Origin of the sequence: Agrobacterium pusense (genome assembly GCF_900102105.1) — a bacterium.
In the GTDB taxonomy this organism is placed as follows: Bacteria; Pseudomonadota; Alphaproteobacteria; order Rhizobiales; family Rhizobiaceae; genus Agrobacterium; species Agrobacterium pusense.
The window spans coordinates 64,030-79,639 of sequence record NZ_FNBB01000016.1; the positions used below are offsets into that span (position 1 = coordinate 64,030).

13 protein-coding genes are annotated in these 15,610 nt (G+C 60.0%); 5 read left to right on the top strand and 8 right to left on the bottom strand.

Features of this window, described 5'->3' with window-relative positions; genetic code table 11:
* Positions 1 to 139 precede the first annotated feature (139 nt).
* The 8 genes from nirD to BLU28_RS24180 all read right to left on the bottom strand — a co-directional run bounded on the left by nirD (position 140) and on the right by BLU28_RS24180 (position 9,100).
* Positions 140 to 475 (bottom strand): nitrite reductase small subunit NirD, encoded by a 336-nt coding sequence (gene nirD / locus BLU28_RS24145; RefSeq protein WP_006699925.1) that lies wholly within the window; start codon positions 473 to 475, stop codon positions 140 to 142.
* Positions 476 to 480: 5 nt separating this feature from the next.
* The gene (gene nirB / locus BLU28_RS24150) at positions 481 to 2,928 is read right to left on the bottom strand and encodes a nitrite reductase large subunit NirB (RefSeq protein WP_077987510.1); all 2,448 of its coding nucleotides are present in this window, start codon (positions 2,926 to 2,928) and stop codon (positions 481 to 483) included.
* Between the two features lie 5 nt (positions 2,929 to 2,933).
* Positions 2,934 to 3,731 carry an ABC transporter ATP-binding protein gene (locus BLU28_RS24155; RefSeq protein WP_077987511.1) on the bottom strand — a complete coding sequence of 266 codons (798 nt, stop codon included), beginning with the start codon at positions 3,729 to 3,731 and terminating at the stop codon, positions 2,934 to 2,936.
* Between the two features lie 13 nt (positions 3,732 to 3,744).
* Positions 3,745 to 4,638: a nitrate ABC transporter permease gene (ntrB, locus tag BLU28_RS24160; protein ID WP_022563288.1), complete on the bottom strand. Its 894-nt coding sequence runs from the start codon at positions 4,636 to 4,638 to the stop codon at positions 3,745 to 3,747.
* Positions 4,639 to 4,751: 113 nt separating this feature from the next.
* Positions 4,752 to 6,044 carry a CmpA/NrtA family ABC transporter substrate-binding protein gene (locus BLU28_RS24165; RefSeq protein WP_022563287.1) on the bottom strand — a complete coding sequence of 431 codons (1,293 nt, stop codon included), beginning with the start codon at positions 6,042 to 6,044 and terminating at the stop codon, positions 4,752 to 4,754.
* Positions 6,045 to 6,420: 376 nt separating this feature from the next.
* The gene (locus BLU28_RS24170; protein ID WP_022563286.1) at positions 6,421 to 7,716 is read right to left on the bottom strand and encodes a CmpA/NrtA family ABC transporter substrate-binding protein; all 1,296 of its coding nucleotides are present in this window, start codon (positions 7,714 to 7,716) and stop codon (positions 6,421 to 6,423) included.
* A gap of 33 nt (positions 7,717 to 7,749) precedes the next feature.
* Positions 7,750 to 8,337, bottom strand: coding sequence for an ANTAR domain-containing response regulator (locus BLU28_RS24175; RefSeq protein WP_022563285.1), 588 nt, complete (start codon positions 8,335 to 8,337; stop codon positions 7,750 to 7,752).
* Between the two features lie 97 nt (positions 8,338 to 8,434).
* Positions 8,435 to 9,100 carry a GntR family transcriptional regulator gene (locus tag BLU28_RS24180; protein WP_004437233.1) on the bottom strand — a complete coding sequence of 222 codons (666 nt, stop codon included), beginning with the start codon at positions 9,098 to 9,100 and terminating at the stop codon, positions 8,435 to 8,437.
* A 266-nt stretch (positions 9,101 to 9,366) separates the two neighbouring features.
* Between BLU28_RS24180 and BLU28_RS24185 the strand changes: the two genes are divergently transcribed.
* Genes BLU28_RS24185 through BLU28_RS24205 form a run of 5 tightly spaced genes read left to right on the top strand, consistent with a single transcriptional unit; the run spans position 9,367 to position 15,576 of the window.
* Complete coding sequence (locus BLU28_RS24185) at positions 9,367 to 10,623, top strand: NRAMP family divalent metal transporter (RefSeq protein WP_004437230.1); 1,257 nt, start codon at positions 9,367 to 9,369, stop codon at positions 10,621 to 10,623.
* A gap of 19 nt (positions 10,624 to 10,642) precedes the next feature.
* Entirely contained in the window at positions 10,643 to 11,410 is a 768-nt protein-coding gene (locus tag BLU28_RS24190) for a LamB/YcsF family protein (protein ID WP_022563284.1), read from the top strand.
* A gap of 11 nt (positions 11,411 to 11,421) precedes the next feature.
* The gene (locus tag BLU28_RS24195; RefSeq protein WP_022563283.1) at positions 11,422 to 12,231 is read left to right on the top strand and encodes a putative hydro-lyase; all 810 of its coding nucleotides are present in this window, start codon (positions 11,422 to 11,424) and stop codon (positions 12,229 to 12,231) included.
* Positions 12,232 to 12,238: 7 nt separating this feature from the next.
* The gene (locus BLU28_RS24200; RefSeq protein WP_048902910.1) at positions 12,239 to 13,849 is read left to right on the top strand and encodes a 5-oxoprolinase subunit B/C family protein; all 1,611 of its coding nucleotides are present in this window, start codon (positions 12,239 to 12,241) and stop codon (positions 13,847 to 13,849) included.
* Complete coding sequence (locus BLU28_RS24205; RefSeq protein WP_022563281.1) at positions 13,846 to 15,576, top strand: acetyl/propionyl/methylcrotonyl-CoA carboxylase subunit alpha; 1,731 nt, start codon at positions 13,846 to 13,848, stop codon at positions 15,574 to 15,576. The genes BLU28_RS24200 and BLU28_RS24205 overlap by 4 nt, the downstream gene beginning before the upstream one ends.
* Positions 15,577 to 15,610 lie beyond the last annotated feature (34 nt).

Here is a 15,610-nt window from a genome sequence, read left to right on the forward strand (position 1 = left end):
ATCGCGGCACAAACTTCCATTCACAACTGGCGTCGTCGCCGGTGGAGAGGGAACGAGGAGCCCTCCGCTTGTCGATCTCCCCCCTTGAGGGGGAGATGCCCGGCAGGGCAAAGGGGGGTAAAGCCACCGCCATCGCAATTCACTCCGCCGCAATCATCAGGGTTTCGAGCGCTATCGAAAGCCTTCCATCCAGATTACGCACCGGAATGGTCCTCACCTCGCCCTCATCCGCCCCCAAGGCCTTGCCGGTTTCCAGCGAAATGACCCAATTATGCAAGGGACACGTCACCGAAGCGCCATGCACGATGCCCTGGCTCAGCGGCCCGCCCTTGTGCGGGCAATGGTCCTCGATGGCGAAGACCTGATTTTCCGCCGTGCGGAACACGGCGATCTTGCCCATCGGCGTTTTTACGCACCGTGCGCCGCGCAGTGGGATGTCGGAGATGTCACCAATATCGATCCAGTTGACGTCCATCGTTCTCACTCCGCTGCCTCGCTGAAACCGATTGCCGCCATGGGCCTGAATTCGTGCTTGTCGTGGCCGGACACACGCTCGGACCAGGGATCGACCTGCGCGAATTTCTGGCTGAAGACGAAGCGTTCGAAATAGGCCCGACGCTTCTCCGCATCATTCATGATCTGGCGACGAACCTCGTCGTAGCCGATGCGCTTGGCCCATTTGTAGATGCGCTCAAGGTAGCGCGCCTGCTCACGGTACATTTGGGTGAGCGCCACGATATGCTCCAGCGCTTCATCCTCGGTTCTGACAAGACCCAGAACTTCAGTGCCCTTGATATCGAGGCCGGCGGCACCGGCGAAATGGATTTCGAACCCGGAATCAACGCAGATGACGCCGATATCCTTGCAGGTGGCCTCGGCGCAGTTGCGCGGACAGCCGGAAACGGCAAGCTTCAGCTTGGCGGGTGTCCACGAGCCCCACATGAATTTTTCAATGCGGATGCCAAGCCCGGTGGAATCCTGCGTGCCGAAGCGGCACCATTGCTGGCCGACACAGGTCTTCACGGTGCGCAAGCCCTTGGCATAGGCCTGGCCGGAAATGAACCCGGCCTTGCCGAGATCGGCCCAGACCGCCGGCAAATCCTCCTTCTCGATGCCGAGAAGGTCGATGCGCTGGCCGCCCGTCACCTTAACCATCGGGATTTCGAACTTGTCGACCACATCGGCAATCGCCCGAAGTTCGGAAGAGGATGTCACACCGCCCCACATGCGCGGCACGACGGAATAGGTCCCATCCTTCTGGATATTGGCGTGAACACGCTCATTGATGTAACGCGACTGGTAGTCATCGGCATACTCATCCGGCCAGTCGCAGACGAGGTAATAATTGAGCGCCGGCCGGCATTTCGCACAGCCGCAGGAGGTTTTCCACTCAAGCTCCTGCATCACGGCTGGAATGGTCTTAAGACCCTTGGCCTTGATGAGACGGCGTACATCGTCGTGGCCGAGATCGGTGCATTTGCACATGGGCTGCACGGCAGCGGGGTTATAACTGTCGCCGAGCGTCAGCGTCATCAGCTGTTCGACAAGACCGGTGCAATTGCCGCAGGAGGCGGAAGCCTTGGTGTGGGCGCGCACATCATCCAGAGACGTCAATCCCTTGGAGGTAATGGACGAGGTGATCTTACCCTTGCAAACGCCGTTGCAGCCGCAGATTTCCGCATCATCCGGCAAGGCTGCAACGGCCGCCATAGGGTCCAGCGGCGACCCTCCCTGATAGGCCTGGCCGAAAATCAGGGTTTCGCGCATGGCGGAAATATCGGTGGACTTCTTCATCAGATCGAAGAACCACGACCCATCCGCCGTCTCGCCGTAAAGCACCGCACCGATGATGCGGTTTTCTTTCAGGATGAGGCGCTTATAGACGCCGGCCGTGGCGTCTCGCAGCACGATTTCCTCGCGGTCGTCGCCTTCTGCGAAATCGCCGGCGGAAAACAGGTTGATGCCGGTGACCTTGAGCTTCGTGTTAGTGACGGAGCCGTGATATTCGGCCGAACCGCCGCAAAGGCGGTCGGCTAACACCCGGGCCGATTCATAAAGCGGGGCAACCAGCCCGTAGCACATGCCGCGATGTTCCGCGCATTCGCCGAGCGCATAGATCGAGGCGTCCGACGTCATCATGCCATCGTCAACGACGATACCGCGATTGACGGCAAGACCGGCTTCCCTGGCAAGACCGGAAGCGGGACGGATACCGACCGCCATCACCACCATGTCGCCTTTGATGATCCTGCCGTCTTCCAGCTCGATGCCCTCGACCTTCTCCTTGCCAAGAATGCATTTGGTATTGGCCTTGGTGATGATGTCGATGCCGCGCTCGGTGAGCGCCTTCTCCAGAAGATAGGCCGCTGCCGGATCAAGCTGACGCTCCATGATCGTCGGCATCAGGTGGATGACGGTGACGTCCATTCCCTGACGCTTGAGACCATAGGCGGCTTCCAGCCCGAGAAGGCCGGCGCCGATGACAATGGCGCGGCCCTTTCCTTCTGCGATCTCCAGCATCTTCGTCACATCATCGAGATCGCGATAGGCGAGCACGCCGGGCAATTGATGGCCGGGGACGGGAATGATGAAGGGCAGAGAACCGGTGGCGATCACCAGCTTGTCATAGGAAGCCGTAATACCGTTTTCGCTGGTGACGGTCTTTTTGTCCCGATCGATACCGGTGACCTTCGCACCCTTGTGCAGCGTCACATTATTGGCCGCATACCAGTCGTCATTGTGGATGACGATGTCCTCGTAGCTCTTTTCGCCTGAAAGCACCGGCGAGAGCATGATGCGATCGTAATTAACACGCGGCTCAGCGTTGAAAATGGTGACATCGTAGAGGCCGGGCGCGGTTTCGAGCAGGTTTTCCAGCATGCGCCCCGGCGCCATGCCATTACCGATGATGACGAGTTTCTGCGTCATGGTCGTTACTCCGCGGCTTCGACGAAGCGGTGACGTTCATAAAGGAACTTCAGCACGGCCTCGCGGCATTTGAGGTAGGTCTTGTCGGATGCAAGCTCGATACGGTTGCGCGGGCGTGCCAGCGGCACCTCGAGCACTTCGCCGATGTGAGCTGCGGGACCGTTGGTCATCATCACGATACGGTCGGAGAGCAGCACAGCCTCGTCCACGTCATGGGTGATCATGACCATGGTGTTGCCGAGCCGGGCGTGGATTTCCATCACCGCATCCTGAAGATGAGCGCGGGTCAGCGCATCCAGCGCCCCGAAAGGCTCGTCCAGCAGCAGGATTTTCGGCTCCATGGCGAGCGCCCGGGCAATGCCGACACGCTGTTTCATGCCGCCGGAAATTTCCGAAGGCTTTTTGTCTTTCGCCTGCCCCATCTGAACGAGATCGAGATTGCGCATGACCCAGTCATGCCGCTCGGTCCGGGTCTTGGTGTTGCGGAAGACCTTCTCGACAGCGAGATTGACGTTTTCATAAACCGAAAGCCACGGCAGCAGGCCGTGGTTCTGAAACACGACGGCGCGTTCAGGTCCGGGTTCGTTGACCTCCCGGTTTTCGAGGAGCACGGCACCGGCGGAGACTTTCGTCAACCCGGCGATGAGGTTCAGCATGGTGGATTTGCCGCAACCGGAGTGGCCGATGACCGAGACGAATTCACCCTTTTCGATAGTGAGGTTGATGCCTTTCAGCACCTCGGCGCGCGAGCCGCCCTTGTCGAAATATTTGTCGATGTGATCGAGCTTGAGATATGCGTTCATAGTTATCGCCCTTTCAGTTGGCCGCAGCGCCGCGGGTGATGACCTTGCCGAGCGCCGCCACCAGCTTGTCGAGCATGAAGCCGACGACGCCGATGTAGGCGAGTGCCACGATGATGTCGGGCAGGCGCGAGGAATTCCACGCATCCCAGATGAAGAAGCCGATACCGACGCCGCCGGTCAGCATTTCCGCCGCCACGATCGCGAGCCACGAAAGGCCGATGCCGATGCGCAGGCCGGTGAAGATGTAGGGTGCTGCCGATGGCAGCATGATCTTGAAGAAGAATTCGAGCTGGTTCAGCCGCAGCACCTGCGCCACGTTGCGGTAATCCTGCGGAATGTTCCGCACGCCGACTGCGGTATTGATGATGACCGGCCAGATGGAGGTGATGAAGATCACGAAAATGGCCGACGGATTGCTGTCCTGAAAGGCGGCCAGTGAAAGCGGCAGCCAGGCGAGCGGCGGCACGGTGCGCAGCACCTGAAAGATCGGATCGAGGCCGCGCATCGCCCAGACCGACTGGCCGATGACAGCCCCGAGAATGATGCCGGCGATGGCGGCAAGGCCGAAACCGTAGGCCACCCGCTCCAGCGAGACCAGCACGCGCAGGCCGAGACCTATATCCTGCGAGCCATTATGGAAGAACGGCGATACGATGAGATCGTAGCTCTCCTCGAAAACCTGGCTCGGCGGCGGCAGGGAGGCGCCGGGGGCGGAACAGAGCAGCTGCCAGACAGCAAGCAGAATGGCGAGAACGACAAACGGTGGGATGATGTTGCGGGCCGCTACCACAGCCCATTTGCGCAGATCAATCCGCGGCGACTGTTTCGGCGCAAGCGCCACGACACTTGCCTTCTTCGCTGCCTGCTGCTGCGGCTCTTCGTTGAATTTTCGGGCCAATGCGGACATGGGCATTTCCTCTTGATGTCGGTTACGGTCTGGGCTCGCCCCTCACCCGGTCTTCAGCCGCACCGGTTGGGAAGCGCGGCCGGCGGATGAAGGGCGACGCCCGGGTCTCCTCCTCAGGAGGCCGCCTTGATGGACAGGCTTTCGAGATAGGCCGACGGGTTTTCCGGGTCGAAGACCTTGCCGTCGAAGAAGGTTTCCTTGCCGCGCGAGGTGGAAGCGGGCAGATCGGTTACGCCGAGATCCTTGGCGGCAGCGCGCCAGATATCCTCTCGGTTCACCTTCGCAACCAGCGCCTTCACATCGGTGTCGGGCGCGAATTTGCCCCAGCGGATGTTTTCCGCGATGAACCAGCTGTCGTGGCTGCGGAAGGGATAGGAGGCATGGTCCTGCCAGAACTTCATCTGCAGGCCGGTGTTTTCGAGCGCGCGGCCGTTGCCGTAATTGATATTGCCCTTCAGACGGCCAAGCACATCCTTCGGCGGCACGTTGAACCATTGGCGTTTGCCGAGGATGGTGGACATTTCTTCCTTGTTCGCCATCTCGTCGCACCATTGCTGCGCTTCCATGACCGCCATCAGCAGCGCCTTGGCGGCGTTGGGGTTCTTTTCCACCCAGTCGGCGCGCATGCCGAGCGCCTTTTCCGGATGGCCCTTCCAGAGTTCGCCTGTCGTACAGGCAGTAAAACCGATGCCCTGATTGACCAACTGCTCGTTCCAGGGCTCGCCCACACAGAAGACGTCCATGTTGCCAACCTTCATGTTGGCGACCATCTGCGGCGGCGGAACGACGATGGTGGAAACGTCCTTGTCGGGATCGATACCGCCGGCGGCAAGCCAATAGCGGATCCAGAGATCATGCGTGCCGCCCGGGAACGTCATCGCGGCCTTGATTTCCTTGCCTTCCGCCTTCTTTTTCTCGAACGCCACCTTCAGTTTGGAGGCATCGAGTTGAACGCCGGTATCTGCATATTCCCTGGCGACGGAGATGCCTTGGCTGTCGAGGTTCAGGCGGGCGAGGATTGTCATCGGCACCGGCACATTGTTCTGGGTTACCTTGCCCGTATGCATCAGATACGGCATCGGCGTGAGAATATGCGCGCCGTCAATACCGTTCGAAGCGCCGCCGAGCACCAGATTGTCGCGCGTTGCGCCCCATGACGCCTGCTTCAGAACCTCGACGTCAGGCATGCCATGCTTGGCGAAGAGGCCCTTTTCCGCGGCGATAACGAGCGGTGCGGCGTCGGTGAGTGCGATGAAGCCGAGTTTTGCGCCTTTGACCTCAGGCTCGGCGGTGGCTGCGAAAGCCCCAGAGGGAAACGCGCCGCGTACCGCAGTGACAAGGGCTGCGTTGGCCGTGGTCTTCAAAATCGCGCGGCGGCTGACAGCGCCGGAGAATATCTTTTTCATTCGCATGTTCCCCTTATTGGGCCACCCGTGGGTGACGTTTTCGCTTGCGAAAAAACCGGAAAATAAAAAAAACGCCGCTCGGTGTTTGCGTCTGCGGACGGGAGAAGTCCGGACTGCAAAACCTTGCGACGTCTGTGTCTTTGAAAGCGCCTATGCCGCGCCCTGCTTGCTCCGATCGCCGTTGACCGGTGCGAAAAACAAAAAGCAAAAGGCGTGCCAGTTTATCAAAATTAGATTATAGCCCTGAAAAGAAAGGCGTATTCATGAGGTGGGCTGTACGACTAAATTTTAATCAGGGATTTTCTTGGCTTGCATTTGGGCAAATAGAGAAATCCAGCGCTTGAATTTTACGCAGCTTGACCAGCTTGGGTGCCGTTTATGCCTCACCGGAAGCTTGAGAAACAGCCGTAGATGTACGTACTGAGAATTCCTTCACATAGCCTTCTATGTCGGCGGGATCGAATATGAGGCCATCTACGAAACGATCACCCTCTTCCTGCCCTTCGACACGGATATCGGCATCATCAGGCGCATTGGCGTCGCCCAGCACCGCCCGGTAAATATCCGGCCGGTAGGAAGACAAGGCGGCCGCCACGCCTTTGCGAGAAAATTCCGCCTGCCCCCAGCGGATCATCTGGCTGTAAATCCACAAAGCCTGACTTTGCCGGGGATAATTCGCATGGCCGCCATGAAAGGTGAAATATTTGTCGATCACGCGCCTATTCCCCCGGCTATCAATGCTGAATTCACCGGCAAGCACACGACGGATAATCGCCTCAGGCGCTCCGATGTAACGCGGATCGGCAAGGGCCCGGCTTAGTTCATCGTGATTTTCTGCAAGATCGCACCAGCGCGCGGCCGCATCAAGCGCCGTCAGCAGCCGTCCGACCGCTTCTTGTTGGTTTGCCGCCCATTCGGGCCGCATGCCGATGACCTTTTCGGGTGCGGAAGGCCACAAATCCTGCTTGGCGGCAACGATCCGGCCGACACCGCGTTCGGCGGCGACGATATTCCACGGCGCTCCAACGCAGAAACCGTCAATCGCTCCCGCAGCGAGCGCATCCGATGTCAACGGCGGCGGCACGACCACAAGCTTGACATCGTTGTCGGGGTGAATGCCGCCAGCGGCAAGCCAGTAGCGAAATTCGTAATTATGCGAGGAAAACGGGTAGGTCATGCCAAGCGTCGGTGGCGGCTCGCCGCGGGCACGCATATCATCAAGCACACGCTTCAGCGCCTCAGCATTTTCGAGCGCTCCCGCCGTTTCGGAAAGTCCGGTCACGGCCTTCATGCGGTCAAACAGGCGGGTCGAAAGCGTGATCGCATTGCCGCCGCGTCCGAGTGAAAAAGGCGTAATCGTCGGCGACGGGTTAGAACCGAGCCCGAGCATGGAGGCGACTGGCATTGGCGATATCATATGGGCAATGTCGAATTGCCGGAACGCCAGCCGGTCACGCACATTTGCCCAGGAAACGTCTTTCACGAGATCGAGCGTAATGCCCTCGCGTTCTGCAAAGCCGAATTCGGCCGCTGCGATAAGAACCGATGCGTCAACAAGGGGTATAAAGCCAGCACGCAGGATTTTCTGCCGGTCACTGCCGACCCTTGCCGGTGCGCCCGGGGCTTTCGTCGCTCCGCTGTCTGGTCCTGCCGTTTGTTCCGGTGCCGCCATGTTATTCACTCCACGCTGTCCGGCTGGTCTTCGTCACATCAACAGACCGGCCGCGGTGACCACGCTTTGCGCGATCTCGGAAATCTTCTTTTTCTCGTTCATTGCCGTTTGCCGCAGAAGTGCAAAGGCCTCTTCTTCAGGAAGGCCGCGCATCTTCATCAATATGCCTTTGGCGCGTTCGATGACCTTGCGCTCCTCAAGCGCCGATTTCGCATCGGCCAGCTCCCGCTGCAGGCGGCTGAAAGCATTGAAGCGGCTGACCGCCATATCGAGAATCGGTTTCACACGCTCTTTCTTCAACCCGTCCACCACATAGGCGGAGACACCGGCCTCGACGGCTGCCTCGATGGAGGCGGTGTCGGAACGATCGACAAACATGGCGATAGGCCGGCCAACCGTGCGGGTGAGCTGGAACAGATGCTCCATCATGTCACGATTGGGATTTTCAAGATCGATGAAAATGACATCAGGCTGCAGCGTCTCGATGGTGCGCGCCACCCCGTTCACCTCGTGGATGACGGTAACGCGCTGATAGCCCGCCTCGCGCAGGCCCTCCTCTATGATGGAAGCGCGGATCGCGTTTTCGTCGATAACGAGAATTGTCAGGTCGCGAAGCGTCATGTCAGCATTGATGACGCAGCGCAGCAAACTTGGCAATCGCCCTGATCGGCAAAAGTGAAACAGTACGGCACGAGACGTTTCGCCGCCGCCCGCTATGTCAGGAGGCGTGTTCCACGGCACGTTCGAGCGCTTTCAGGACCGTACGCTCTGAAAGATTGAGATAGGTGTCCATCTCGTCGCCCGCTTCCTGCGCCTTGCCTTCCTCCATCAGTGACAGAATCTTGCTGTTCATGTCGACAAATGGAGAATGAAGCTGTTCGGGATCTTTCAAGAGACCGAAACACAGCCGGAGTTCAGCGGCAATACGCTCGTAAAAATCGCTGATCCGGGCACTGTCGAGGAGATCAACGACAGCTGCATGAAATTTCATGTTGGCGCTGCCCACGCCCAGCCAATCAGCAGCCTCACGCTTCACCTTCGCATCCTCGACCGCCGCCCGCATCGTTTTGATCGCGGGGTGCTTGTGCCAGGCCTGCCTCAGCGCGCCGCATTCCACCATGCGCCGCACCCGGTAGATATCGATGACCGAGGACATGGTGGGAACTGCGACGAACACACCGCGATTGGCCTCATGACGCAGAAGCCCATCCTTGGTCAAAAGCCGGAATGCCTCGCGCAGCGAATTGCGGGAGACATCGAAACGTTCACTGAAGGCTGCCTCTGACAGGCGCTGCCCCGGCGCCAGCTCACCTGATATCAGCAGGGTACGAATACCCTTGGCCAATCGATCCGCAAGCGGCAGACCCTCTATCGTTTCCGTCATGGCGCTCCTTTCCTAAGAGCAATGCAGCATCGGGAATTCCGTGACAGGCATGTTCGGACACGGCATGTTCTGCCCATAGCACAAAGCATTAGCAAAGCACGAAAAAAACATGCTGAATTCATGCGCATAACGTCCAACAAATAGACAAAATAAGAGAACGATTATTATTTATTGTTGAACAATGTTGACAATTTCGCGGAACAGGCCAAACTCGGTCTCATAAAGCATCCGCGAGGGGCGGATTGCAAATGGAGCGGAGAAAATCCATGGAGCAGAATAAGCTCTCGCCCGCCGACCCTAACGAGGTTGCGCGCAAGGCGAAGAATCAACGGTATGCCTTGCTTTCGGCAATGTTCTTGATGTCGATGTCGGCCGTCGGGCCGGGCTTCATCACACAGACCGCAAATTTCACGGTTAAACTGGGCGCCGCATTCGCATTCGCCATCGTCATTTCCGTCCTCATCGACTTCGTCGTGCAGGCCAATATCTGGCGCATCGTCACCATTACCCGCATGCGGGCACCGGCCATTGCCAATGCCGCTATTCCGGGTTCGGGTTATCTGCTTGCGATTCTCGTCATTATCGGCGGCCTGTTCTTCAACATCGGCAATATTGGCGGCGCGGGCCTCGGCTTCAACGCCATGATCGACCTCGATCCGAAGATCGGCGGTGCAATAGGTGCACTGGCGGCCATCGGAATCTTCCTGTCCCGCCGCGCCGGCATTGCCATGGACCGCGTGGTTTTTGTCGCGGCCTTTGTCAAGCTGGCGCTGATCGTTTATGCGGCATATGTTTCCGGCCCGCCGGTCGCGGAAGCCTTCCGCCAGACTTTCCTGCCAGACACCATCGATTTCGTCACCATCACCACCATCGTCGGCGGCACGGTTGGCGGCTACATCACCTATGCCGGTGCGCATCGCCTGCTGGACAAGGGCATGGTGGGCATTGAAAATATCAACGCGGTCAATCGCGCGGCGCTCAGCGGCATCGCCATCACCGGCGTCCTGCGCTACGTCCTGTTCCTTGCCATCCTCGGCGTTGTCGCAAGTGGCGTGGTCATCGATCTCTCCGGCAAGGCGGCGAATCCGGCCGGCCAGGCTTTCCATGCCGCCGCCGGCAATATCGGCTACCGCCTGTTCGGCGCCGTCTTCCTCGCCTCGGCCATGACCAGCATCATCGGCGCGGCCTATACCTCCGTGTCATTCCTGACAGCTTTCAAGCCTGACATAACGGAGCGTCAGCGTAATCTGGCAACGGTCGGCTTCATCGCCATTTCGCTGATTGCCTATGTCATCATCACCACCCCGCCTGCAGCCATGCTCGTCTTCGTCGGCGGTCTCAACGGTCTCGTCCTGCCGATCGGTCTTTCGATCTTCATGTATGCCGCCTGGAAGCGCGCGGATCTGATGCACGGGTACCACTACCCGCGCTGGCTGCTGGTGCTTGGCGTGCTGACCTGCGCGCTCACCTGGTATATGGCCTATAAATCGGCGGGCGCGATCTTTGCCCTGCTCGGCTACTGATGGAATAAGGGAGGCAAACATGGCCGCTATCGATCTCAACAGCGATCTTGGCGAAAGTTACGGCGCATGGCGCATGGGCGATGACGAGGCGATGCTCGCCATCGTTTCCAGCGCCAACATCGCCTGCGGATTTCACGCAGGCGACCCGGCCGGCATCTACCGCACCGTCAAGGCCGCTGCCGAAAAGGGCGTGGTCGTTGGCGCCCATGTCTCCTATCCTGACCGCGTCGGCTTCGGCCGCCGCGATCTGGACGCCACCTCGGAAGAACTGATTGCCGATGTCATCTACCAGATAGGCGCGCTGAAGGGTGTTGCCGCCGCTGCGGGCACCACGGTGCGTTACGTGAAGCCGCATGGCGCACTTTACAACCGCATCGCCAATGATGCGAAACAGGGGCAAGCCGTGATCGACGGCATCAAGGCCATAGATTCGTCACTGGCGTTGATGGGCCTTGCGAACGCGCCCATCCTCGATCTCGCCCGCAAGTCCGGTCTTGCCGTCGTTGCCGAAGCTTTTGCCGATCGCGCCTATACGCCTCAGGGCCAGCTCGTTTCCCGCCGGGAAGCCGGTGCCGTATTACATGACGCGGCAAAAATTGCCGACCGCATGGTGCAGCTTGCCCGCGAAGGCACGCTGGAGGCGATCGATGGCAGTATTATAAAAATCGAGGCGCAATCCATCTGTGTACATGGCGACAGCCCCGGTGCGGTCGCCATCGCCCAGGAAATCCGCCGGCGCTTCGAGGCTGATGGCATCGACATCCGCTCTTTTGCATCCAATCGCTGAAAGGATAGCCGATGACGATACCCACATCCTATCTCAATCACACGGACGCGGACGCCGCCCGCAAGGCCCGCGCCACCTATCGCGGCGGTATTGTCGCCCCTACCTCCGGCATCGCGCCCGGCTTCACGCAGGCGAACATGATCGTGCTGCCGCGCGACTGGGCTTTCGATTTCCTGCTTTATGCGCAACGCAATCCCAAGCCCTGCCCGGTACTCGACGTGTCCGATCCGGGATCGCCGACCACTCTTCTGGCGCCTGGCGCCGATCTCAGGACTGATCTGCCGCTTTATCGCATCTGGCGTGACGGCAAGCTTGTTGAGGAAACCGCTGACGCCACCGCCGCATGGGCTGAGCGCGACGATCTCGTCGCCTTCCTCATTGGCTGCAGCTTCACCTTCGAAACACCGATGGTGGAGGCGGGTATCGAAATCCGCCATATGACGGACAAGAGCAATGTGCCCATGTATCTCACCAACCGCCCCTGCCGTCCGGCCGGTCGGCTGAAGGGCAATATGGTCGTTTCCATGCGGCCGATCCCGGCGTCGCGCGTCGCTGATGCGGCGACCATTTCGGGACGTTTTCCAGCGGTGCATGGTTCGCCCGTGCATGTGGGTGCGCCCGAGGAGATCGGCATTACCGATCTCGCAAAGCCCGATTTCGGCGACGCGGTGCGGATCGAACCCGGCGAGGTTCCGGTCTTCTGGGCCTGCGGCGTCACCCCACAGGCCGCCGTGATGGCATCCGGTGTTCCCTTTGCCATTACCCATGCGCCGGGACACATGTTCATTACCGATATTCCCGATTCCGCCTACCACGCGTGAGGATATGATGCGTTTTCTTCCCGTCAGCCTCGCCACCATTCTTGTCGAACTCGCCGATCTCGATGAAACGCTTGCGCTTTTCGCCTCGCTGCAGAACGATCCCATCGAAGGCATAGAAGAGACGGTGCCGGCTGCCCGCACGCTGATGATCCGGTTCCGGCCCGAGAAGATCGGCTCCGAAGCGCTGGCTGCGCGGCTTGCGAGCCGCGATCTCTCGGCAAAGATCGCGCCGTCGGACAATCTTGTCGAAATCCCCGTCCGTTATAATGGCGAAGACCTTGCAGATGTTGCCGAACTAACCGGCCTGAGCATCGAAGAGGTTATCCGCCGGCACACCGAAAGCGAATTCACCGTTGCCTTCTGCGGCTTCGCTCCCGGTTTTGGTTATCTGGTCGGAGGCGATCCCGCGCTGCATGTCCCGCGCCGGCAAAGCCCGCGCACCCGTATTCCGGCCGGCTCCGTAGCATTGGCCGGTGCTTTCAGCGGCGTCTACCCGCAAAACAGCCCTGGCGGCTGGCAGATCATCGGCACGACGCCGGTGAAGATGTGGGATATAGACCGCGACCCCGGCGCGCTGTTTCAGCCGGGCTACCGTGTGCGTTTCTTCGACATGGACAAGACCGGTCGAACGGTAGATATCCCAGCTCCGGCACCGGACAGGAAAGTACCAAAAAAGGATGGCCCGCATTTCGAGGTGCTTGCCGCGCCAATGCCAGCCATCTTTCAGGACCTCGGCCGTTTCGGCCAGACCGGGCAGGGTGTCTCCGCCTCCGGCGCGCTGGATCGCGGCGCATTTAATGCCGCAAACCGCATCGTCGGCAATCCGGTCAACACGCCCTGTCTCGAACTGACGCTCGGCGGCTTTTCCTTCAAAAGCGCGAACCGTACCGTTATCGGCATAACCGGCGCCCCCTGCCCCGTCACGATCAAGACGGCAGAGCGCAGTTTCGTGGCAAAGGCGCATGCACCGGTTTCCCTTGAGGCCGGTGATGTTGTCACTTTCGGCCAACCATCGAAAGGTATGCGTTGTTATCTCGCGGTGCGCGGTGGCTTCGATGTCGAGCCGGTGCTCGGCAGTTTCGCGACGGATACACTTGCCGTTGTTGGCCCGGAGCCGGTCGGTGCAGGCGCCATCCTGCCGCTTAAGGGCGAGACGTCCGGCCTTTCCAGCGTATCGATCGACGAGGTTCCGGCTTTCGAGCCGCCGGCAACGGGTGAGGTCGTGACACTGGATGTCGTTCTCGGGCCCCGAACGGACTGGTTCACGCAGAGGGGTATCGAGACGCTGACTGGCCAGCTCTGGCAGGTCACCCCACAATCGAACCGGGTCGGCATTCGCCTCTCAGGCGACGTGCCGGTGGAACGCAAGGACAGTGCGGAGCTTCCGAGCGAAGGCACGGCAACGGGCGCGATCCAGATTCCCCATAGCGGCCAGCCGGTTCTTTTCCTTGCCGATCACCCGCTGACCGGAGGTTATCCTGTCATCGGCGCGGTAGCGGAATATCATCTCGATCTTGCCGGGCAGATCCCCGTCAACGCCAAAATCAAATTTCGCCCGATCGGCCCCTTTGCCGAAATCGTGGCCAGGAACATAGAATCCCGAGGAGAAAAGCGATGAAAAAAGTGCTGATTGCCAATCGCGGCGAGATCGCGGTGCGCATCATCCGCGCCTGTCGCGATTACGGCCTGAAATCGGTCGCCGTTTATGCCGATCCCGATCAGGACGCGCTTTTCGTCCGGCTGGCGGATGAAGCCTATGCGCTGGAAGGCGTGCGGCCCGCCGAGACCTATCTCGACATTACCAAGCTGATCGCGGTTGCAAAACGCGCTGGCGCGGACGCCGTGCATCCCGGTTACGGCTTTCTGTCCGAACGCGCGGAGTTTGCCCAAGCCGTCATCGATGCCGGCCTGATCTGGATCGGTCCCGACCCTCATGTCATCGAGGCGCTGGGCGATAAGGTCGAGGCACGGCGCATCGCCACCGGCGTTGGCGCACCACTGGTTGCCGGCAGTGATGGCCCCGTCTCTTCCGCCGCGGAAGTCACCGCCTTCGCCGAACAGCACGGCCTGCCGGTCGCCATCAAGGCTGCCCATGGCGGTGGCGGGCGCGGCCTGAAGGTTGCCTGGAAAATGGAGGAGATCGCCGACCTCTACGAATCCGCCGTGCGCGAAGCAACCGCCGCCTTCGGTCGTGGCGAATGCTTTCTGGAGCGCTTCCTTGACCGGCCGCGCCATATAGAAGCGCAGGTTCTGGCCGATAAACACGGCAATGTGCTTGTTCTCGGCACCCGCGACTGCTCGCTGCAACGCCGGAACCAGAAACTGATCGAAGAGGCCCCCGCCCCCTTCCTGTCCGATGAGCAGCGCCAAAAAATCCATGACGCCGCCAAGGCGATCTGCGCCGCAGCCGGTTATTCCGGCGCCGGCACCGTCGAATTCCTGCTCGGCGTTGACGGCACCATTTCTTTCCTCGAGGTCAATACGCGCCTGCAGGTGGAACATCCTGTCACCGAGGAAACCACCGGCATCGATCTCGTCATCGAACAGTTCCGTATTGCCGAAGGCAAGACGTTGCGTGTCCTTGAAACGCCCGAACCGCGCGGGCACTCCATGGAGTTCCGCATCAATGCCGAAGACCCTGGCCGCGGCTTCCTGCCGACGCCCGGCTCGATCTCGGTTTTCGACGCGCCGTCCGGTCCCGGCATTCGCATGGATAGCGGTGTCGTCAGCGGCTCCGTCGTGCCTGGTGTCTTCGACTCGCTGATGGCGAAGCTCATTGTGACAGGTGTTGACCGCGATCAGGTTCTGCGCCGTGCCCGTCGCGCGCTGAAGGAATTCCGCATCGAGGGTATCGCGACCGTTCTTCCGTTCCATCGCGCCGCGATCGAGACGGACGACTTCATCGGCACGGATCGGTTCAAGGTTCACACCCGCTGGATCGAAACCGATTTTGCGGCCATGCCCGACGCCATGGAGCGCCCGGCACCGGCCGACGATCCTTCCATGACACGAACCTATCTCGAGATTGACGGAAAGCGTGTTTCGGTCGGCCTGCCCAGCATTCTCCTTTCCAGCCTCGGCAGCGTCAACGGCGGCCAGGCGTCCGTTTCCGGCACTGCGGTCGACAGGAACGAGGGTGAAATCACTGCTCCCGTTTCCGGCACCTTGCAGTCCTTCAAGGTAAAAGATGGCGACACGGTCGCGGAAGGTGATCTCCTGGCAATCATGGAAGCAATGAAGATGGAGACGCAGATTGTCGCCACCAGGGCCGGCAGGATCCGCCTGATCGGCAAGGAAGGCGACTATCTTCAGGCCGGCGATAGGGTGCTCGAAATAGCCGGCTAATATTGAAGCGCCGCAACGACCTCATAATCGCAGA